At 66.2% G+C, this 19,180-nt stretch carries 17 protein-coding genes; 11 read left to right on the forward strand and 6 right to left on the reverse strand.

Annotated elements, in window-relative coordinates; genetic code table 11:
* Positions 1-220: 220 nt before the first annotated feature.
* From LJ656_RS14735 to LJ656_RS14745, 3 genes are all read right to left on the reverse strand, one after another.
* Positions 221-1,213 carry a DedA family protein/thiosulfate sulfurtransferase GlpE gene (locus tag LJ656_RS14735; RefSeq protein ID WP_230510143.1) on the reverse strand — a complete coding sequence of 331 codons (993 nt, stop codon included), beginning with the start codon at positions 1,211-1,213 and terminating at the stop codon, positions 221-223.
* Between the two features lie 339 nt (positions 1,214-1,552).
* Complete coding sequence (locus LJ656_RS14740) at positions 1,553-1,804, reverse strand: hypothetical protein (RefSeq protein WP_075304831.1); 252 nt, start codon at positions 1,802-1,804, stop codon at positions 1,553-1,555.
* Positions 1,805-2,251: 447 nt separating this feature from the next.
* Positions 2,252-3,652 carry a GntP family permease gene (locus tag LJ656_RS14745; RefSeq protein WP_230510144.1) on the reverse strand — a complete coding sequence of 467 codons (1,401 nt, stop codon included), beginning with the start codon at positions 3,650-3,652 and terminating at the stop codon, positions 2,252-2,254.
* Between the two features lie 328 nt (positions 3,653-3,980).
* Between LJ656_RS14745 and LJ656_RS14750 the strand changes: the two genes are divergently transcribed.
* The 7 genes from LJ656_RS14750 to LJ656_RS14780 all read left to right on the forward strand — a co-directional run bounded on the left by LJ656_RS14750 (position 3,981) and on the right by LJ656_RS14780 (position 13,314).
* Entirely contained in the window at positions 3,981-5,507 is a 1,527-nt protein-coding gene (locus LJ656_RS14750; protein WP_230510145.1) for a sigma-54 interaction domain-containing protein, read from the forward strand.
* Positions 5,508-5,605: 98 nt separating this feature from the next.
* On the forward strand, positions 5,606-5,872 hold the full coding sequence (locus LJ656_RS14755; RefSeq protein ID WP_230510146.1) for a hypothetical protein: 267 nt from the start codon (positions 5,606-5,608) through the stop codon (positions 5,870-5,872).
* A 583-nt stretch (positions 5,873-6,455) separates the two neighbouring features.
* Complete coding sequence (locus LJ656_RS14760; RefSeq protein WP_230510147.1) at positions 6,456-6,659, forward strand: hypothetical protein; 204 nt, start codon at positions 6,456-6,458, stop codon at positions 6,657-6,659.
* 131 nt (positions 6,660-6,790) lie between these two features.
* Entirely contained in the window at positions 6,791-7,990 is a 1,200-nt protein-coding gene (locus tag LJ656_RS14765) for a serine hydrolase domain-containing protein (RefSeq protein ID WP_230510148.1), read from the forward strand.
* Between the two features lie 106 nt (positions 7,991-8,096).
* Positions 8,097-8,393, forward strand: coding sequence for an H-NS histone family protein (locus LJ656_RS14770; protein WP_230510149.1), 297 nt, complete (start codon positions 8,097-8,099; stop codon positions 8,391-8,393).
* Positions 8,394-9,098: 705 nt separating this feature from the next.
* A complete protein-coding gene (locus tag LJ656_RS14775; protein WP_230510150.1) occupies positions 9,099-10,700 on the forward strand; it encodes a peptide chain release factor 3 in 1,602 nt (533 codons plus the stop codon).
* Between the two features lie 196 nt (positions 10,701-10,896).
* The gene (locus LJ656_RS14780) at positions 10,897-13,314 is read left to right on the forward strand and encodes a bifunctional acetate--CoA ligase family protein/GNAT family N-acetyltransferase (protein ID WP_230510151.1); all 2,418 of its coding nucleotides are present in this window, start codon (positions 10,897-10,899) and stop codon (positions 13,312-13,314) included.
* 50 nt (positions 13,315-13,364) lie between these two features.
* On the opposite strand, the gene LJ656_RS14785 is transcribed toward LJ656_RS14780, so the two are convergent.
* Together LJ656_RS14785 and LJ656_RS14790 are read right to left on the reverse strand one after the other, a co-directional pair.
* Positions 13,365-13,910 carry a hypothetical protein gene (locus tag LJ656_RS14785; RefSeq protein WP_230510152.1) on the reverse strand — a complete coding sequence of 182 codons (546 nt, stop codon included), beginning with the start codon at positions 13,908-13,910 and terminating at the stop codon, positions 13,365-13,367.
* A 99-nt stretch (positions 13,911-14,009) separates the two neighbouring features.
* On the reverse strand, positions 14,010-14,795 hold the full coding sequence (locus LJ656_RS14790) for an IclR family transcriptional regulator (RefSeq protein WP_230510153.1): 786 nt from the start codon (positions 14,793-14,795) through the stop codon (positions 14,010-14,012).
* 246 nt (positions 14,796-15,041) lie between these two features.
* Between LJ656_RS14790 and LJ656_RS14795 the strand changes: the two genes are divergently transcribed.
* From LJ656_RS14795 to LJ656_RS14810, 4 genes are all read left to right on the forward strand, one after another.
* Complete coding sequence (locus LJ656_RS14795) at positions 15,042-16,082, forward strand: aldo/keto reductase (protein ID WP_230510154.1); 1,041 nt, start codon at positions 15,042-15,044, stop codon at positions 16,080-16,082.
* Positions 16,083-16,088: 6 nt separating this feature from the next.
* Complete coding sequence (locus LJ656_RS14800; protein WP_230510155.1) at positions 16,089-16,919, forward strand: amidohydrolase family protein; 831 nt, start codon at positions 16,089-16,091, stop codon at positions 16,917-16,919.
* Positions 16,920-17,018: 99 nt separating this feature from the next.
* Positions 17,019-17,762: an SDR family oxidoreductase gene (locus LJ656_RS14805; RefSeq protein ID WP_230510156.1), complete on the forward strand. Its 744-nt coding sequence runs from the start codon at positions 17,019-17,021 to the stop codon at positions 17,760-17,762.
* A 43-nt stretch (positions 17,763-17,805) separates the two neighbouring features.
* On the forward strand, positions 17,806-18,654 hold the full coding sequence (locus LJ656_RS14810) for an ureidoglycolate lyase (RefSeq protein ID WP_230510157.1): 849 nt from the start codon (positions 17,806-17,808) through the stop codon (positions 18,652-18,654).
* A 42-nt stretch (positions 18,655-18,696) separates the two neighbouring features.
* Here the strand turns inward: LJ656_RS14810 and LJ656_RS14815 are convergent, their stop codons facing one another.
* Complete coding sequence (locus LJ656_RS14815; protein ID WP_230510158.1) at positions 18,697-19,134, reverse strand: PaaI family thioesterase; 438 nt, start codon at positions 19,132-19,134, stop codon at positions 18,697-18,699.
* Between the last annotated feature and the right edge of the window lie 46 nt (positions 19,135-19,180).

The raw sequence follows: 19,180 nt of genomic DNA on the forward strand, positions 1-19,180 counted from the left end.
CCGCTCCTTCGATGTTCATTGCACGATTGAACGGGAGGCGATACGGCGCGCGGGCGCTGTTAGGGGAGCGACACCGCGTGCTTTGAATTGCTTTGTTTGCCGTCGGGCGCCCGGAGGCCAGGCCGCCCAAGCCGCCGCAACTGCTCGAGCAGGCCGAAGCCGCTCAAGCTGCGCCGAAGCCGCCCGAGCCACCACGGCCCGCGCCGCTGCCGCTGCCGCGCTAAACCGCCTTCGGCGCAACGTGCTCGACCGCGACTTCCGGCGCCGGCTGATCCGGCAGCGCGTCGACCGGCTTGCCGGAATCGCGCCACGCCTCCATGCCGCCGCGCAGCGGCAACACGTCGGAGAAGCCGGCCTCGCTCAACTGCTTGGCCATCCACGCGGCCGAAATCTCGTTCGGGCACGAGCAGTAGATCACCAGCTTCTGATCGGGCGGATAGGCGGCAACGATGCCTTCGAGCTGCCGTTCGTCGGCGAATTGCGCGCCCGGAATCACGAACGGATCGAGCTTGCGCTTTTCCTCCGAACGGATGTCGAACACGATCGGCGGCTGGCCGGCTTTATAAAGCGTCGCGAGTTCGTCGATTTCGATACGCGCGGACGCGAGCTTCGCGATCAACTGACGGCGCCGGATCCACCGGTACACCGCGTACAGCAACAGCAATCCGACCACCACCACCGCCGCGGTCCGGCCGAGCCGGCCGGCGATCGCGAACAGCATGTCGATCTGCCGCGCGAACAGCGCGCCGACGATCAGCCCGGTGCCGGACCACAGCGCGGCGCCCAGGCCGTCGTAGGTGAGGAAGGTGCGGTAGCGGGTGCCCATCGCGCCGGCCATCGGGATCGACACGATCGACAGCCCCGGCACGAACTTCGCGACCGCCAGCACGCGCACGCCCCAGCGGCCGAAAAAGCGTTCGGTTTTCTTCACGCAGGTGTCGCGCGACAGCGACAGCCGGCAGATCGTTTTCAGCGTATTACCGCCGTAGATGCGGCCGGCGAGATACCACGCGCTGTCGCCGAGCAGGGTCGCGAAGATCGCCAGCACCAGCACCGGCATCAACTGGGTGCCGACTGAGCCGGGGTGCATCGCGGCCATCGCGCCGAACAGCACGAGCGACGGCATGGCCGGCACCGGCAGCCCGAGCGCGGCAGCCAGTACGTTGACGAAGACGAGCGCCGGTCCATATTGCTCGACGAGGTCATGTAGCATCGGTTTACATCCGCGGCCCTTGCGGGCACGGTGCGGTAAGGAGTGCAAAGGGGAATGCAAGGATTATGGACGCATTTTCGAGACGTGCAAAACGGCTCGAAAAGCGGCCCGTTGCGTAGCACCGCGCGGCCTTTTAGCCGGCAAGTCAGCGCGTACCGAATCCCGCGAAAAAAGCGCGGATTGGCGACGCAGACGGAACAAACAACCGGCAAGCGCTATGCGCCGACGCGGCCAGAACGAACAATGCCGCGCGTCGGCGGCGCGGCAGCAGGGAAGAATCGGGACTGGCCGGTCATGCGCGCGGCGCTCACGCTTTCGCGTGGCGCCGCGAGTTCGATTTCACTGGCGATGATTGTGCTGCTCGCCGGGCAACTCCGCGCCGTGCGCGCGGATCGCGGCGATCAGTTCGGCGGGCGTGATTTCGTAACGTACTTCGCGATGGATGCCCGGCTTGCGCTCATCGACCTCGATCAGCAGGATGCCTTTGCCGTCTTCGGTCGATTCGAGGCGCAGCGTGCGCAGTTCGCGCGCCGTTGCGTCGTCGTATTCGGAGAGCAGGGCCATTGACCCGGAGGACCCGGTAATGCGCATCGAAGTTGTCCTTGTTACGTGGTTGACCGACCAATTGTACGGATAGTGCGGCGGGCTGTCTGTTGCGGCTGCCCTCCCCGCGCGGTTCATGCGGCGCTAATGCTCAGTGTAACGCGACTGCCCGCGGTTTCGGATGCATTTTTCGTGCCCCCGATCACCTGTTGCCGACGGCCGTCTGTCACGCTGTTGACCTCTAGCCGGGGTAGACGCGTTCGGTCCGCGCACGCTTACGCGCGCGGTTTTGAGGCACAAACGCACCACCGGCGAACCAAAAAAATGGCCCGTCCAGGGGGCGGGCCATTAAACGCCGTTGTTACTCGGGTCAGCCGGCCCTGCAACGATTGGGCGCTGACAGTTCCTATCCTCGTGCGCGGCGCGCGCGTTGTCGAGGTGGGACTAATGCCGATCTATCAGATCAAAGCGAGTGAAATGGGCGCGTCGGCGTCATTAAACCAGCCCCGTCGCGTAGTACACCGCGATCACGAAGAACACCGCCAACGTCTTGATCACGGTCACCGCGAAGATGTCGCGATACGACTGCCGGTGCGTGAGCCCCGTCACCGCCAGCAGCGTGATGACCGCGCCGTTGTGCGGCAGCGTATCCATCCCGCCGCTCGCCATCGCGACGACCCGGTGCAGCACTTCGAGCGGAATCTCCGCGGCTTGCGCGCCCTTGATGAACAGATCCGACATCGCCGCGAGCGCGATGCTCATGCCGCCCGACGCCGAGCCGGTAATGCCCGCGAGCGTGCTGACCGACACGGCCGCGTTGACGAGCGGATTCGGAATGCTCTTCAGCGCGTTGCTGACGACCAGAAAGCCCGGCAATGCCGCGATCACGCCGCCGAAGCCGTATTCCGATGCGGTATTGAGCGATGCGAGCAGCGCGCCCGCGACCGCCGCCTTGGTGCCGACCGCGAAGCGCTGGCTCACGCGCCGGAATGCGGTGACGACGACCATCACGATGCCGAGCAGCAGCGCGCCTTGCACCGCCCAGATCGCGACCACGGTCTTCACGGTGGTTTCGATCGGCGCATGCAGCCCCGGCAGCAGATCCGGCGTAATAGTGAAAGTCGGACCGTACCAGGTGGGAATCCAGCGCGTCAGCAGGAAGTTCGCGACGCCGACCACGATCAGCGGCGCGACCGCCAGCAGCGGATGCGGCAGCTCCTTCGCTTCGACGCGTTCCGGTTCGTTGACGAGGTCGGTGCCGTAGCCTTCGCCGCTCGCCATCGCCGCGCGGCGGCGCCATTCCAGATACGACAGGCCGACCACGATGATGAACAGCGAGCCGATCACGCCGAGCGTCGGCGCGGCCCACGAAGTCGTCTTGAAGAAGGTGGTCGGAATGATGTTCTGGATCTGCGGGGTGCCGGGCAGCGAGTCCATCGTGAACGAGAACGCGCCGAGCGCAATGGCGCCGGGCATCAGCCGCTTCGGAATATTGCTCTGGCGATACAGCTCGGCCGCGAACGGATAGACCGCGAACACCACCACGAACAGCGACACGCCGCCGTAGGTGAGCAGCGCGCACACCGCGACGATCACCGCATTCGCGCGCGAGCGGCCGATATAGCGGATCGCGGCCGCGACGATCGACTCCGAGAAGCCCGATAGTTCGATCACCTTACCGAACACCGCGCCGAGCAGAAACACCGGGAAGTACAGCTTCACGAAGCCGACCATCTTGTCCATGAAGATGCTCGTGAACACCGGCGCGACCGCGGCGGGTTCGGTGAGCAGGACGGCGGCGAGCGCCGCGATCGGCGCGAACAGGATCACGCTGTAGCCGCGATACGCGGCGAACATCAGAAACGCCAGAGCGGCGACGACGATGAGAAAGGACATTGAGTCTCCAAAACCTGGTTGTTCTACATATATGTGCCGTCCTGGTGCTGCGACGGCGCGGCGCGGACAGAATGCAGGTTCCATGCCACGCCGGGCGCTGTGCTTGCACAGCACGATGGCGTAAGCGTGGAGCGCAGCCGGTGCCTGAAAACAGCGCGGCCGATTGTACCCAAACGTCTCCAACGCGGGACTTGATTACGCTGAAGATAAGCCAAAACCCAGGGTAAGTCTTGATCACTAAGGCCTATTGCCTGTCTCAATTTAGAGATAAATTCGTCCACCGATGGAGACTCAGGCATTCAGAACGATAGGCGGAGACAGCGACAGAATGATGACCGACTGGGCGGGCCTGCCCGCCAACTATGACGACGTATTGCGCCGCGCGATGGATTCGCTGTTTCGCACCTTCGAGAACTTCAGCGAAGGCACCTTCATCGTCGATGCCGATGCGCGCGTGGTCTGGATCAACAAGCGCTACGCGGCGCGTTTCGGCTTCGCGGATCCGCAGCAGGCGATTGGCCGCGACTGCGAGGCGGTAATCCCGAACAGCCTGATGCGCGAGGTGGTCCGAACCGGCAAGCCGATTCTGCTCGACATCATGGAGACGGATCGCGAGCCGCTGGTCGTCACGCGTCTGCCGCTGAAGGACGATGCCGGCGTGACGGTCGGCGCGGTCGGCTTCGCGCTCTACGACGAACTGAAAGCACTGACGCCGCTCTTTTCGCAGTACTCGCGACTGCAGCAGGAGTTGATCGCGACACGCCAGTCGCTCGCGCAGGCGCGGCGCGCGCGCTACACATTCGGCAGTTTCGTCGGCACCAGCGCCGCGAGTCTCGAAGTAAAGCGCCAGGCGCGGCGCGCGGCGCAGCTCGAAGCGCCGGTGCTGCTGCTCGGCGAAACCGGCACCGGCAAGGAGCTGCTCGCGCACGCGATCCACGGCGGCTCGGCGCGCGCGCATCAGCCGCTGGTGAGCGTGAACGTCGCCGCGATCCCCGACACGCTGCTCGAAGTCGAGTTCTTCGGCGCCGCGCCCGGCGCGTACACCGGCGCGGATCGCAAAGGCCGGGTCGGCAAGTTCGAGCTGGCGAACGGCGGCACGCTGTTTCTCGACGAAATCGGCGACATGCCGCTGGCGTTGCAGGGCAAGCTGCTGCGCGTGCTGCAGGACAAGGAGTTCGAGCCGCTCGGCTCGAACCGGATCGTGCGCGCGGACGTGCGGATCATCGCGGCGACGTCGGCCGATCTGCCGGCGCGGGTCGCGGCCGGGCGCTTCCGGCCGGATCTGTTCTACCGGCTCAACGTGCTGACGATCCACGCACCGGCGCTGCGCGAGCGCGCGTCCGACATCGAGGCGCTCGCCTACGCGATGCTCGAGGATCTCGCCGCGCAGTCCCGCGGCGGCGCGCACTTCGAATTGCACGACGACGCGTTGCGGCTACTATGCGCGTACCACTGGCCGGGCAATGTGCGCGAGCTGCGCAACACGCTGGAGCGGGCGGTGATGCTGTCGGACAGCGAGTACATCGATGCGCGGATGCTCGCGCCGTTTATCGGTTCGGGGCAGTCCGGCGGTGCCGCGTCACATGACGCGCATGACGCGCGCGGCGGCGCGCGGGGTTCGCCGCAAGCCGGGGCACTCGCGCAGGGCTCGGCTGTAACCGGCACGGCCGCCGCCACTTGCGCCGACCCCGCCGGCCCCGTCACATGGAACGCCGCGATGGCCGCTTTCGAAAAGCGCTTCCTCAGCGACGCGTTGCGCGCGAACGGCGGCCGCGTAATTGACACTGCGAAACAGATCGGCATGGGCCGCGCGACGCTCTATAAGAAGATCGCCGCGCACGGTATCGACGTTTGAGCATCGGGGCGTCACGGCTGCCTCGGCCGGCTGACGCAGCGCCGGGGCCGCGTGGCACAATCGCGCAATCGAACAACAAGACGTGACCGGGGCTTTCCATGAAACGCAGTCTTTCCTTCTTCGCGCGCCGCTCGAGCCTGCTGCTGTCCGCCGGCGCGGTGCTCGCGCTCGGCGCTTGCAGCAGCAGCGCGCCGCTGTTCCTGTCGGACGGCCGACCGACCGTGCTGGTGCAATGCCCAGCCGGTTCGAGCTCGTGTTCGGAGCAGGCCAGCGCGAACTGCAACGGCGCGTACGACGTCGTGCGCCAGTCCACCGACGGCGGCACGCTGAGCCTGATCTACGCATGCCGCGCGGCCGCGAGGTAACGCGGAGATAAGCTATGGCTTCATAGCAGCGCCGGTGCGATGCCGGCGCTTTTTTATTGCCGCGAATTAAAAAAGCCGCCCTTTTTTTCGCCGCAATTCGAGTTCCAATGTTTCTGATTCGACTCATATTGGCAGCCAAAACGCGCAATCCGCGCTCCATTCGTTCAATTGGCACGCTCGTGCTATCCGGATCCGCACATGGCTGTCATAAACTTATGCGTGTAATGTCGGTCCGCCGATCCGCTTAACATGCGGATTGATTAATCCGGTCCCGTGCCGGTTCGGGCGAACCGTATTCCGTCTACGGACCCGCGGACGAATACTCCTGGTCGGTTTTTAGCATTGAGCGAAGTCGGTGCGCCAGCTAACGGAACGCCGGGTTTGGCGGCGGTATTCTTTTTAAACCGTTGGCGATTTAACCCCGGCACGCAGATTTTGCCGGTTTGCTTTTAGCGCAGGAGACCACCAGGAAGCTTTTTCCGCTTCCACGAGCGGTGCCGAGATGGCCCATGAAGGCCGCCGCGCCGGCTCATGCTTTTCGATTTTTGCTTTGCAATTAATTCAATAGAATCCGGGGAAAGCAATGAATCATCAGCAACTAGAAAGAGACATCCGTCATCTGGAGCAGGTCATTTCCCATATTTCGGCGCAGGACCGAATTCCGCTGTCTTACTGGCGCAACCGTATCGAGCTGGTTTCCGATGCGGTTATCGTGCCGGCGCAGGCAACCCGGATCAAACGTCTGGATGCCGCGCTGTGCGCATTGGAAAAACGCCAGAAAACCTGAATACCGGCATTGCGGTTCAGCCAATGGGGAATATCGTCGTGTACTCTGCCGATGGGTGAATTCTGCTTAATGACATCTGAAGCGGATGCTCACCGGGTTTGCGCTTTTCCTTTCATTGACATGGGACCGATATGCAGATTGCAGGATTTGCCGCGAGCCGGCTGGCCGCATTGACCAATGCAATGCAAGGCTATGTGGAGCGCGGCGAAGTGGCGGGCGTGGTGTCGCTGGTATGGCGGCGCGGCGAGATCGGTTATTTCGAACCGCTGGGTCTGCGCGACGAAGCCGCGCAATTGCCGATGGAGCGCGACACGCTGTTCCGGATCGCGTCGATGACCAAGCCGGTGACGAGCGCCGCGATCATGATGCTGATCGAGGAAGACCGCCTCGCGCTCGATACACCGGTCTCGCTGTGGCTCCCCGAACTCGCGGCGCCGCGCGTGCTGCGCGACCCGAACGGCTCGCTCGACGACACCGATCCGGTCCGCGCGCCGCTCACGGTGCTCGACCTGCTCACGCATCGAGCGGGCTTCGCGTATCACTTCACGTCGACGGGGCCGCTCGCCGAAGCGTACGCGGCCGCGTTCAACGGCTTCGAGTCGAACGGCGACAACAGCGCGTGGCTCGCGCGGATCGCCGCGTTGCCGCTGATGTTCCAGCCCGGCACGCGCTGGCATTACGGCGTCGCGACCGACGTGCTCGGCGTGCTGATCGAGCGCATCACCGCAATGTCGCTGGGCGAGTTTTTCCGCACCCGCATTTTCGAGCCGCTCGGGATGCGCGATACCGCGTTCTGGGTGCACGACACGCAACTCGCGCGTCTGGCCACCGCTTACGGCATCGATCCCAACACCCGGCGACGGGTGGTCGAAGATCATCCGGCCGCCAGCCGCTGGGCCAGTCCGCGCCGCTTCCAGAGCGGCGGCGGGGGGCTCGTGTCGACCGCCGAGGACTATCTGCAATTCGCGCAACTGCTGCTCGGCCGTGGGCGCGTCGGCGGCACGCGTCTGCTGTCGAACCGCTCGGTCGATCTGATGCGCAGCAACTTCCTGTCGCGCGACCAGCGCCGCCTGCCCGCGTTCGGCCATGTGATCTGGGCCGGGCAGGGGTTTGGTCTGGGCCTGTCGGTGGTCGACGATCCGGCCCAGCAACTGCCGCTCGGCTACCGTTCGCTCGGCTCGTTCGGCTGGCCCGGCGCGTACGGCACCAGCTGGTTTGCCGACCCGGTCGAGAATCTCATCGGCCTAATGCTGATCCAGCGCCGCTCGCTCGACCCGTTCCCGATGGCGATCGACTTCGAACGCCGCGTCTACGATGCGATCGACGTTTGAGCCCATCCGCCGCGCATGCAACTGGCCGCGCGATTCACTATCCTGAGAATTATTCGTCTGATAGTCTCCGGACAGCAGTTCGTCGAACCGATGGGGAGCAACCGGCATGGCCTCTTACAAACAGTTGACTGCGCAACTCGAAAAACTTCATAAGGAAGTCGCAGTGGCCCGCGAAAAGGAAATCGCGCAGGCTATCGCCGACATCAAACAGAAGGTCGCCGAATACGATTTGACCGCCGAGGAACTCGGCTTCACCAATTCGCCGAAGCCGCGCCGCAAGGCGGCATCGGCGTCGGTCGCCAAGTACCGCAATCCGAAGACCGGCGAAACGTGGAGCGGGCGCGGCCGCTCGCCCGCGTGGCTGGTGGGCAAGAACCGCGAGCGTTTTCTGATCGAAAGTTGACCGGCGTCTGCACATCAGTGATCGGCGGCGCGGGTTGCGCCGCACCGTTGGCTGGTCCCGAAAACGCTCACCTTTGCGCGGCGGCGTCACGCGAACGACCTGCTTCGTTGCGGCATTGCCTGTCCGCGAGCTTGCTTCGGTGAGCCAGGTTTTGTCGAGACACGCACCGCCGTGCAGGTTGCTCGCGGTCGGCGAGCGCAGCCGCGCAGCTAACGGCGCAAAGCCGCGCCGGCCTTTGCCGGCGGGCGTTTCCAGGCGATGCGCCGGCACGGTTTGGTCAGTCATGCAGAGTTTTGTCGCGGCATTTGCGGCGTCGGCGTCGATGCGCTGCGCGCGTAAGCCGGTGCATGCAGGCGCTTCGCGATCCTCACCTTTCGTCGTCGGTTACCGTTAGCCGCCGCAAGTCCCGAAAACGCTCACCTTTGCCGCCGCCCTGGGTGCCCACCGGCCGCGCCCCGCCCGCTTTCCCCCGGCCTTAGCCCCACGCGTGTATCATTCGCACCTTGCGCCATTCCGCGCTGGCGTTTCCCGTGCTGTCGAACCCAAGCTCGTGCCTTGTCCGCAAGCCGTTTCCGGCGCGGCGAGCGCGCCGAAAACGGCCTCGCCCGACTTCCGCGGCCCGATGCCGCCGCGCCACGCGCGGCATGCCGGCCGCCCAGGGCCGCAGGGAACCGCCCGAACCTCTTTCCGTGACCGCCAGACCCGATGTCAGTCTCCGAACTCAAACGCCGCCGCACCTTCGCGGTCATTTCCCACCCGGACGCGGGTAAAACCACGCTGACCGAAAAGCTGCTGCTGTTCTCGGGCGCGATCCAGATCGCCGGTACCGTGAAGGGCCGCAAGAGCAACCGCTACGCGACGTCCGACTGGATGGAGATCGAAAAGCAGCGCGGCATTTCGGTCGCGAGCTCGGTGATGCAGTTCGAGTACGGCGACTGCGTGATCAACCTGCTCGACACGCCGGGCCACGAAGACTTCTCGGAAGACACGTACCGCGTGCTGACCGCGGTCGACGCCGCGGTGATGGTGATCGACGGCGCGAACGGTGTCGAAGCGCAGACGCTGAAGCTGCTCGAAGTCTGCCGCAGCCGCAAGACCCCGATCGTCACCTTCATCAACAAGCTCGACCGCGAAGTGCGCGAGCCGCTCGAACTGCTCGACGAAATCGAACAGCACCTGGGCGTGTCGGCGGTGCCGTTTACGTGGCCGATCGGCATGGGCAAGGACTTCCAGGGCGTCTACGACGTCCAGCGCGACCAGGTGCGGGTGTTCCGCGCGGGCCAGGATACGGCCGGCGGCGCGGTGGAAACGCTGCATGCGCTCAGCAACGAAGACGGCGAGAGCCGCTTCGGCTCTGCCTGGGTGCGCGCGAAGGAAGAGATCGATCTGATCAGCGGCGCGACGCCCGCCTTCGACCGCGAGCAGTTCCTCGCCGGTCAGCAGTCGCCGGTGCTGTTCGGCTCGGCGATCAACAACTTCGGCGTGAAGGAAATTCTCGACGCGCTGGTCGACCTCGCGCCGCCGCCGTCGATGCGGATGACGGTGCAGCGTCCGGTGCTGCCGGAAGAGCCGAAGTTCACCGGCGTCGTGTTCAAGGTGCAGGCGAACATGGACCTCGCGCACCGCGACCGCGTCGCGTTTATCCGCGTGTGCTCGGGACGTTTCGAGCGCGGCATGGCGGTGAAGGTCACGCGTTCGAACAAGACCTTCCGCGCGAACAACGTGGTGACGTTCCTGTCGCAGCGTCGCGAGACGGTCAGCGAGGCGTACCCCGGCGACATCATCGGGATTCCGAACCATGGCACGCTGAGCCTCGGCGATACGCTGACCGAAGGCGAACAGCTGCAATTCGTCGGCCTGCCGTTCTTCGCGCCGGAAATTTTCCAGACCGTCGAAGTGGTCGATCCGATGCGCGCGAAGCAGCTCGGCGAAGCGCTGAAGCAACTGGGCGAAGAAGGCGCGATTCAGGTGTTCCGTCCGGAAGCCGGCGGCCTGATGATTCTCGGCGCGGTCGGTCAGCTGCAGTTCGAAGTGGTGTCGCACCGTCTGTCGACCGAGTACAAGGTCGACGTGCGGATGGCGCCGGCGCGGTATCGCTTGTCGCGCTGGGTGACTTGCGACGATCCGGCCGAGCTGCGCCGCTTCACCGATTCGTACTCGGCGCGGATCGCGCTCGATGCGTCCGATGCGCCGACTTACCTGGCCTCGCACGTGTCTGAGATCGAAGTCGCGCAGAAGGCGTGGCCGAAGATCGTGTTCAACGAGTTGCGCGAGCACTCGGGGGCGCCGTTCAGGAAGACGATGTAACGCGGTTGCCCGACCGCTGTTCGCAAGTCCGTAGGCAAAAAAGCCGCGTCGTTCGACGCGGCTTTTTTTTCGCGCCGTCGTCCACCGTAGCGCGCGCCGCCGTCACGGACTTCGCCTATGCTGACGTAACCGCGCGCGCTAGCGTGTCACCGCGCCGCCGGCGTTTCCCTCCAACCGCCCATCGCCCGGAGTGCCCGTGACCGTCCGCAATCTCGATGCGCTGTTTCGCCCCAAATCCGTCGCCGTGATCGGCGCGTCCGAGCGGCCGGGCAGCACCGGCGCGATGGTGTGGGCGCGTGTGCTGGAAGGCGGCTTCGCCGGACCGGTGTGGCCGGTCAATCCGAAATACGACACGCTCGGCGGCCACCCGGTGATTCACGATGCCGGCGATCTGCCGCAGGCGCCGACCGTCGCGGTGATCTGCACCCCGCCCGCGAGCTGGCCCGGCCTGATCCACAAGCTCGGCGGGATGGGTACGCGCGCCGCGATCATCGTCGGCACCGTGGATGGCGACGAGGACCGGCTCGCGGTGCGGCACGCGTTGTCGGCGGCGCGTCCGCATCTGCTGCGGATCGTCGGGCCGGGCAGTCTCGGCGTGGTGTCGCCGGCGCTCGGCGCGCAACTGGGCGCGCCGTCGTGCACGGTGAAGGCGGGCGGCGTCGCGTGGGTGTCGCAGTCGAACGCGCTGACCAACGCGGTGCTCGGCTGGGCGCACGCGCGCGGGCTCGGCTTCTCGCACGCGGTCGCGCTCGGCGACGAGGCCGACGTCGATGCCGGCGACGTGCTCGACTATCTGGCCAGCGACCCCGGCACCCGCGCGATCCTGCTCGAACTCGACAGCGTGCGGGCCGCGCGCAAGTTCATGTCGGCCGCGCGCGCGGCGGCGCGCAACAAGCCGGTGCTGGCGCTGCGCTCGGGCCGCGACGATCCGGCCGACGGCCTCTACACGGCGGCGTTCCGGCGCGCGGGGCTGGTGCGCGTCGATGCGCTCGACGATCTGCTCGACGAGATCGAAACGCTCGGCGTCGGCCGGGTGGCCGCGGGCGGCACCGCGACGCTGATCACCAGCGACCGCGGTCTCGCGACGCTCGCGCGCGACGCGTTCGGCGCGGCCGGCGGGCTGCTCGCGCCATGGCCTGAGGAGCTGTCGACCGCGCTGCGGGACGCGTTGCCGCGCGCGGTCGGCGGCAATCCGCTGCTGCTCGGCGACGACGCGCGCCCCGAGCATTTCGGCACCGCGCTGAAGCTGCTCGCCGCGCATCGCGATACCGGCACCGCGTTCGTGGTCCACGCGTCGACTCACGGCGCGCCGGTCGATGCGGTCGCGCAGGCGCTGATCGAACATCAGCAGTTCGCGTATCGGGGGCTGCTCGCGTGCTTCTTCGGCGGCGTCGATGCGGCGCGCCGCGATGCGCTGCACGCGCAGGGCATTCCGGTGCATACGACCCCGCAGCGGCTCGCGCGCGCGTTCGCGCGGCTGGTCGATTACCGCCTGGGCCGCGAGCTGTTGATGCAGACGCCGGAGGGCTTGCCCGCGCAGATTCCCGACGCGATCGACGCGGCGCAGGCGCAGGCGCGCGCCGCGTTGGCGGCGGGTGAACATGAATTGAGCGGGGACGCGGCGGCGCGGTTTCTGGCGCGTTTCGGGTTGCGGGTCGAAGACGCCGGGCGACAGGACGCGACCTCGGCTTCCCAACCCATCGTCGACCTCGCGATCCAACTGCACGACGACGACAATTTCGGCCCGGTATTTCGCTTCACCGCGCCCGCAATCGACGGCGTCTCCGAAGGGCTGCGCGTCTACGGCCTGCCGCCGCTCAATCCGATCCTCGCGCGCGACATCGTCACGCGTTCGCACTACGCGCGGCTGGTCGCGCCGGAACCGACGCTCGCGGCATTAACCGCGCTGTCGCAGGCGGTCTGCGACGTGCGGGAAATCGTCGGCCTGAAGCTGGCGCTGCGGGTCTATCGCGACCACGTGACGGTCGTCGACCCCGTGCTGCATGTCGGCGCCGAGCGCAGCCGGCTCGCGATCATGCCGTATCCGCGCCGCTTCGAGGAAACGATCGACTGGCATGGTCTGCGCGTGACGGTGCGGCCGATCCGCCCGGAAGACGAAATCGCCCACAGCGACTTCGTGAAGGCGATGACCCCGGAGGACTTGCGTCTGCGTTTTTTCGGCGCGGTCGGCACCTTCGACCATTCTCAGCTCGCGCGCATGACGCAGATCGACTACGACCGCGAGATGGCGCTGATCGCGACCGTCGATAACGCCGACGGCGTCGCGCAGACGCTCGGCGTGGTGCGCGCGGTCGCCGATCCCGACAACGAGACGGCCGAGTTCGCGGTGACCGTGCGCTCGGACCAGAAGGGCCGGCGGCTCGGTCAGTTGCTGATGGAGCGGATCATCGCGTACGCGCGGGCGCGCGGCACGCATTGGCTGATCGGCGAGGCGTTGCGCGAGAACACCGCGATGATCGCGCTGGCGAAGCGCTGCGGTTTCACGATCACGCGCACCGAGGATCCCGGCGTGGTGGGGTTCAGGATGGCGCTCGATGAACCCGAACCGGCGGGCGCGGACAGCACGTCCACGCAGAAACGGCCGGCGGGTTGAGCGGCTGTGGGACGCGCGCCGCGTCCCTGCCGCTCGATGACTTCTACGGCTTAAGCCGCGAGCTTGCTCGCCGCTTCATCGACCTGCGCGCGCGTGACCGCCAGCTCTTCGAGCAATGCGTCGGCATACACCGCGCCGGTTTCGCGTTCCAGACGCGCGATCGTCGTCGCGCAGCGGGTCGCGTCTTTCAGCGTCGAAATAAACGACTTCACCGACTCGCCAGCCTTGAACGCGTCGAACAGCGGCACGCGGATTTCATCGGGCAGCGCGCGCGTGGTCCACTGGTACGGCTTGCCGTTGAAGATCAGCGACGGCGGCAGCACGCGCTCCTTGCGCGCGGCCGGAATCAGGCCGAAGGTGCGCGCGGCGTCGCCGATCTGCTCGGCCGAAAACAGCTCGTCGGGCGTGATGTCGAATTGCTGGATGAAGGTCTCGATGCTCTGCATCGCGGCGGCGCGATCGTCGCGGCGCTTCTGCGCGTGCGCGACGAGGTCGCGCAGTTCATCGGCTTCCGCCGCGGTGATCGTGAAGCTCGACTGCTTCTGCTGGAGTTCGGAAAAGCGCTGAAATTCGGAATCGGTCAGAAGTTTGGCCATTGCTCAATCGATGCGCGCGCATGAGCGATTCATGCGGCGTAATTTTGGAAGGGCCGCCATTCTAAACCATGTGCGAAGGCGCGCCGTCGAGCCTGGCGGTCACGCGTCCGCAGCCCGATGCATCGATAGCGCCTGCACCGTATCGCGCAGCAATTCAGTGACCGTTTCGACCGATGGCGCGACGTATTCGTCGATACGCCGCAGGTACGGGCAGGTGAGCACCGCGATCGCCTGACCGGCCGGCCCGAGCAACGGGAACGTCAGATCGGTGACGCCGAAGGTCTGCTGGCTGTCCTTGCGCGAGAAGCCGGTCGCGCGAATCTGCTCGCAGGCGTCCTCCAGCGCGTCGCTGTCGATCGTCACCTCGCCCTTCACGCGGGTGTGCTCGGCGAGCATCTGGCGGCGCTGTTCGACGCTCTGGAACGCGAGCATCACGCGGCCCGAGCCGGTGTCGATCAGCCCGACCCGCGAGCCGAGCCGCACCGACATCCCCCACGTGCCCGGGCCGTCCACCTGCGCGATCACCAGCAGGTTGCCGCGATCGTAGACGACGAGGTGACACGACTGCTCGGCCGCGTCGGCGAAACGCTGCATCAGCGGCAGCGCCTCCGAGATCAGCCGGTTCATCGGCGGATGACGATGCGCGAGCGCATACAGCTTCAGGCTCAGCGAATAACGGTCGCCGGCCGCCGAGCGCACCACGTACTGACGCGCGACCAGCCGTTCGAGCATCCGGTACATCTCGCTCGCATTGCGGCCGAGCAGGCGGGTGATTTCGGCGCGCGTCAGGCCTTCCTTCTGGCCGGCCAGCAGTTCGAGAATATCGAGGCCTTTATCGAGCGCGGGGGCGCGGTAGCGGTCGTCGTCTTTGTCGTCTGCGTCCATCGTTATCGTCAGGAGAATTTGGTCCGGAGTTCTGATTATCGGATGATGGCGTGGGCGTTCGGCGTGCTCCCCGTTATGGCGAAACTCATCCAGGGGAAAACCCAGGCCTCCAGGCTGCGCGCGGTTCTTGACTTGCAAAAATTCGTTTATGAATAATACGTTTATTGGTAAATGAATGCACGCCGCCGATGCCTCGGCCGCCGCGCATGGTAAAACCATCACAAAATCGAGACAGGAGACGCGCTGATGACGGCATCGATCGGATCGAAGGTCGGACGGCGGCGCCGCATCGGCCGCGGCTCGCTGGAGGTGACGGGCCTCAGTCTCGGCACCGCGCCGCTCGGCGGCCTGTACCGCGACCTGACCGACGCAGAGGCGCACGCGACCATCGCGGCCGCGTGGGACGCCGGCGTACGCTATTTCGACACCGCGCCGCACTACGGCAACACCAAGGCCGAGCACCGGCTCGGCGCGGCGCTGCGCGGCTATCCGCGCGCCGACTTCGTGCTGTCGACCAAGGTGGGCCGCCGCTTCGTGCCGCGCACCTCGCCGTTCGACGACCGCGAGGGCTGGCAGAATCCGCTGCCGTTCGAAGCGATCTACGACTACACGCACGACGGCATCCTGCGCTCGTTCGAGGACAGCCAGCAGCGCCTGGGCATCATCGATATCGACATCCTGCTGGTGCACGACATCGGCCGCGTCACGCATGGCGACCGGCATCCGCACTACTGGCGGCAACTGACCGAAGGCGGCGGCTTTCGCGCTCTGGAGCGTTTGCGCGCGAGCGGCGCGATCAAGGCGGTGGGTCTCGGCGTCAACGAAGGCGCGGTGATTCTCGACGCAATGGCCGAATTCGATATCGATTGCGCGCTGCTCGCCGGCCGTTATACGCTGCTCGAGCAGAGCACCCTCGACGAGCTGCTGCCCGCGTGCGAAGCGCGCGGCGTCGGCATCCTGTTAGGCGGCGCGTTCAACTCCGGCATTCTGGCGCGCGGCGTCGCGGGCGATCTGAAGTTCAACTATGGCGCGGCGCCCGCCGAGGTGATCGAACGGGTCGCGCGTCTGGAGGCGGTGTGCCGCGCACATGGCGTGCCGCTTGCCGCCGCCGCGTTGCAGTTTCCGTATGCGCATCCGGCGGTCGCCACCGTGCTGACCGGCGCGCGCAGTGCCGATGAATTGCGCGAGAACGTCGCGTCGTTCGAGCAGCCGATTCCGGCCGCGCTGTGGTCCGCGTTGCGCGAGGCCGGCCTGCTCGACCCTCGCGCGCCCGTCCCCGAGGACTGACCCGCCATGCCGATCGACGCTCACCAGCACTATTGGGACCCCGCGCGCGGGGACTACGAGTGGCTGACCCCCGAGCTGAAAATCCTTTACCGGCCGTTCGGCCCCGCCGACCTGAAGCCGCTGCGCGAGCAGGCCGGCATCGAGCGGACCGTGGTCGTGCAGGCCGCGCCGACGCTCGACGAAAGCCGCTACCTGCTCGAGCTCGCTCGGCATGAGCCGTCGATCGCCGGCGTGGTCGGCTGGGTGCCGCTATTGCTGCCGAATGCGCCCGAACTGATCGAGGCGCTCGCGCGCGAGCCGAAATTCAAAGGCGTGCGGCCGATGCTGCAGGACCTGCCCGACGACGGCTGGATCGCCAACCCCGATCTCGCGCCGGCCATCGACGCGCTGATCGCGCACGACCTCGCATTCGATGCGCTGATCTTCGCGCGTCATATCCAGTACATCGAAATATTCGCGCAGCGTTTTCCGGCGCTGCGCATCGTCGTCGATCACGGCGCGAAGCCGCCGATCCGTTTCGGCGAGGCCGGCTATCAGGTGTGGCGCGACGCGATCACGCGGCTCGCCGCGCTGCCGCAGGTGCACTGCAAGCTGTCGGGTCTGGCGACCGAGGCGTCGCCCGGCTGGACCGAGGAGACGCTGCGGCCCTACGTCGAGCATCTGCTGGACACGTTCGGCCCCGCGCGGCTGATGTGGGGCAGCGACTGGCCGGTGCTCGATCTGAACGGCGACTATCTGTTATGGCATGCGGTGGCGACCACGCTGCTCGCGTCGTTGAGCGACGCGCAGCAGGCGGCGGTGTTCGGCGACAACGCCGCCGCGTTTTACCGGCTTTGAGCGACGCGCGGTGCGGCGCCCGCCAGCGCGCAAATCGAGGAATAAGCAAGCAACCCGGCAACCCAGCAACGTAGCAGTCCATTCAACCTGGAGTCGTAGATGACACAAAGACTGGCCGGCAAAACTGCCCTGATCACCGCGGCGGGACAAGGCATCGGTCTCGCCACCGCCGAACTGTTCGCGCGCGAAGGCGCCCGCGTGATTGCCACCGATATCCGCATCGACGTACTCGCCGGCAAGCCGGTCGAGGCGCGCCGGCTCGACGTGCTCGACGGCGCGGCGATCAACGCGCTCGCCGCCGAGCTCGGCACGGTCGACGTGCTGTTCAACTGCGCGGGCTTCGTGCACGCGGGCAACATCCTCGAATGCAGCGAGGAGGATTGGGACTTCGCGTTCGACCTTAATGCGAAGGCGATGTACCGGCTGATCCGCGCGTTTTTGCCGGCGATGCTGGAGAAGGGCGGCGGCTCGATCATCAATATGTCGTCGGCGGCGTCGAGCGTGAAGGGGGTGCCGAACCGCTTCGCGTACGGCGCGTCGAAAGCCGCGGTGATCGGGCTGACCAAGTCGGTGGCTGCGGATTTCGTCACGCGTGGTGTACGCTGTAACGCGATTTGCCCGGGCACGGTGTCGTCGCCGTCGCTCGAACAGCGGATTGCCGCGCAGGCTCAGGCGCAGGGCGCGACGGTCGACGCGGTGCAGGCCGCGTTCGTCGCGCGTCAGCCGATGGGTCGCGTCGGCAAGCCCGAGGAAATCGCCGCGCTGGCGCTGTATCTCGCGTCCGACGAGTCGTCGTTTACGACGGGACAGATCCATGTGATCGACGGCGGTTGGTCGAACTGATTCGCGAACCGAACACAACTGAACATCAAAGGGAAAGTGCAAGATGAAACTGCTTCGTTATGGGCCGAAAGGCCAGGAAAAGCCGGGCCTGCTCGACGCGCAAGGCAAGCTGCGCGATCTATCGAAGGTCGTCGGCGATATCGACGGCGCTGCGCTCAGCGACGAGAGCCTCGCGAAACTGCGCGCGCTCGATCCGGCCACGCTGCCGCTCGTCGAAGGCAATCCCCGGCTTGGCCCGTGCGTCGCCCGAATCGGCAAGTTCATCTGTATCGGCCTGAACTATGCGGACCACGCGGCGGAATCGAATCTGCCGGTGCCGGCCGAGCCGGTCATCTTCAACAAGTGGACCAGCGCGATCAGCGGCCCGAACGACGACATCGAAATTCCACGCGGCTCGAAGAAGACCGACTGGGAAGTCGAACTCGGCGTGGTGATCGGCAAGGCCGCGAAGTACGTCGACGAAGCGAACGCGCTCGAACACGTGGCCGGCTATTGCGTGATCAACGACGTGTCGGAGCGCGAATGGCAGATCGAGCGCGGCGGCACGTGGGACAAGGGCAAGGGCTTCGACACGTTCGGCCCGATCGGCCCGTGGATGGTGACGCGCGATGAAGTCGCCGATCCGCAGAACCTGAACCTGTGGCTCGAAGTGGACGGCCACCGCTATCAGAACGGCAGCACGAAGACGATGATCTTCAGCGTCGCGAAGGTCGTGTCGTATGTGTCGCAGTGCATGAGCCTGCAACCGGGCGACGTGATCTCGACCGGCACGCCGCCGGGCGTCGGCATGGGCGTCAAGCCGAATCCGGTGTACCTGAAGCCGGGCCAGACGGTGCGCCTCGGTATCGAAGGGCTCGGCGAGCAGACGCAGAAGACTTACGCGGCGGAGTAAGCGGCGGGTGCGGTGACGGGCGGCGCGCCTGGGCGGGTCGCCTTAGCCGCCGCCTCCCGCCTCATCCCCATTCTCCCCAATCCGGTTAACCGTCCCCTGCGCGACCGCCACCAGCTTTTCGCGGTTGCCCTCCATCACATACACGCTGCACTGGCAGGTTGCCTGATTGCGCCCCGCGTGGATCACGCTCGCGCGCGCGAGCAGCGTGCCGTTGATCGCCGGGCGCAGATAGTTGATCTTGTATTCGCCGGTCACGACCTTCGGGCCGAGCGACAGAGCGCCCGCGAACGTCAGCGCATTGTCGGCCAGATAGCTGATGACTCCACCATGCACGAAGCCGTGCTGCTGCCTCAGTTCGTCGCGAATCGGCAGACAGAGGGTGAGTTCGTTGCCGGCGGTGTGCATCAGTTCCGCGCCTAGCAGCATGCTGAACGGCTGGGCGTGCAGCGCGCCGCGCGCCCGGTCGAGTAGGTCGGTCATCGTGGTTCCTTCAGGCAACGCCGGTTGGGTGCATGAGATGCAGGCA

This window comes from Paraburkholderia sejongensis, assembly GCF_020880815.1.
GTDB lineage: Bacteria > Pseudomonadota > Gammaproteobacteria > Burkholderiales > Burkholderiaceae > Paraburkholderia > Paraburkholderia sejongensis.

What these genes read in the sequence shown, in the direction of transcription:
- LJ656_RS14735 (WP_230510143.1), bottom strand. Translation starts at nt 1,213, where the DNA reads ATGCTACATGACCTCGTCGAGCAATATGGACCGGCGCTCGTCTTCGTC.
- LJ656_RS14740 (WP_075304831.1), bottom strand. Translation starts at nt 1,804, where the DNA reads ATGCGCATTACCGGGTCCTCCGGGTCAATGGCCCTGCTCTCCGAATAC.
- LJ656_RS14745 (WP_230510144.1), bottom strand. Translation starts at nt 3,652, where the DNA reads ATGTCCTTTCTCATCGTCGTCGCCGCTCTGGCGTTTCTGATGTTCGCC.
- LJ656_RS14750 (WP_230510145.1), top strand. Translation starts at nt 3,981, where the DNA reads ATGATGACCGACTGGGCGGGCCTGCCCGCCAACTATGACGACGTATTG.
- LJ656_RS14755 (WP_230510146.1), top strand. Translation starts at nt 5,606, where the DNA reads ATGAAACGCAGTCTTTCCTTCTTCGCGCGCCGCTCGAGCCTGCTGCTG.
- LJ656_RS14760 (WP_230510147.1), top strand. Translation starts at nt 6,456, where the DNA reads ATGAATCATCAGCAACTAGAAAGAGACATCCGTCATCTGGAGCAGGTC.
- LJ656_RS14765 (WP_230510148.1), top strand. Translation starts at nt 6,791, where the DNA reads ATGCAGATTGCAGGATTTGCCGCGAGCCGGCTGGCCGCATTGACCAAT.
- LJ656_RS14770 (WP_230510149.1), top strand. Translation starts at nt 8,097, where the DNA reads ATGGCCTCTTACAAACAGTTGACTGCGCAACTCGAAAAACTTCATAAG.
- LJ656_RS14775 (WP_230510150.1), top strand. Translation starts at nt 9,099, where the DNA reads ATGTCAGTCTCCGAACTCAAACGCCGCCGCACCTTCGCGGTCATTTCC.
- LJ656_RS14785 (WP_230510152.1), bottom strand. Translation starts at nt 13,910, where the DNA reads ATGGCCAAACTTCTGACCGATTCCGAATTTCAGCGCTTTTCCGAACTC.
- LJ656_RS14790 (WP_230510153.1), bottom strand. Translation starts at nt 14,795, where the DNA reads ATGGACGCAGACGACAAAGACGACGACCGCTACCGCGCCCCCGCGCTC.
- LJ656_RS14795 (WP_230510154.1), top strand. Translation starts at nt 15,042, where the DNA reads ATGACGGCATCGATCGGATCGAAGGTCGGACGGCGGCGCCGCATCGGC.
- LJ656_RS14800 (WP_230510155.1), top strand. Translation starts at nt 16,089, where the DNA reads ATGCCGATCGACGCTCACCAGCACTATTGGGACCCCGCGCGCGGGGAC.
- LJ656_RS14805 (WP_230510156.1), top strand. Translation starts at nt 17,019, where the DNA reads ATGACACAAAGACTGGCCGGCAAAACTGCCCTGATCACCGCGGCGGGA.
- LJ656_RS14810 (WP_230510157.1), top strand. Translation starts at nt 17,806, where the DNA reads ATGAAACTGCTTCGTTATGGGCCGAAAGGCCAGGAAAAGCCGGGCCTG.
- LJ656_RS14815 (WP_230510158.1), bottom strand. Translation starts at nt 19,134, where the DNA reads ATGACCGACCTACTCGACCGGGCGCGCGGCGCGCTGCACGCCCAGCCG.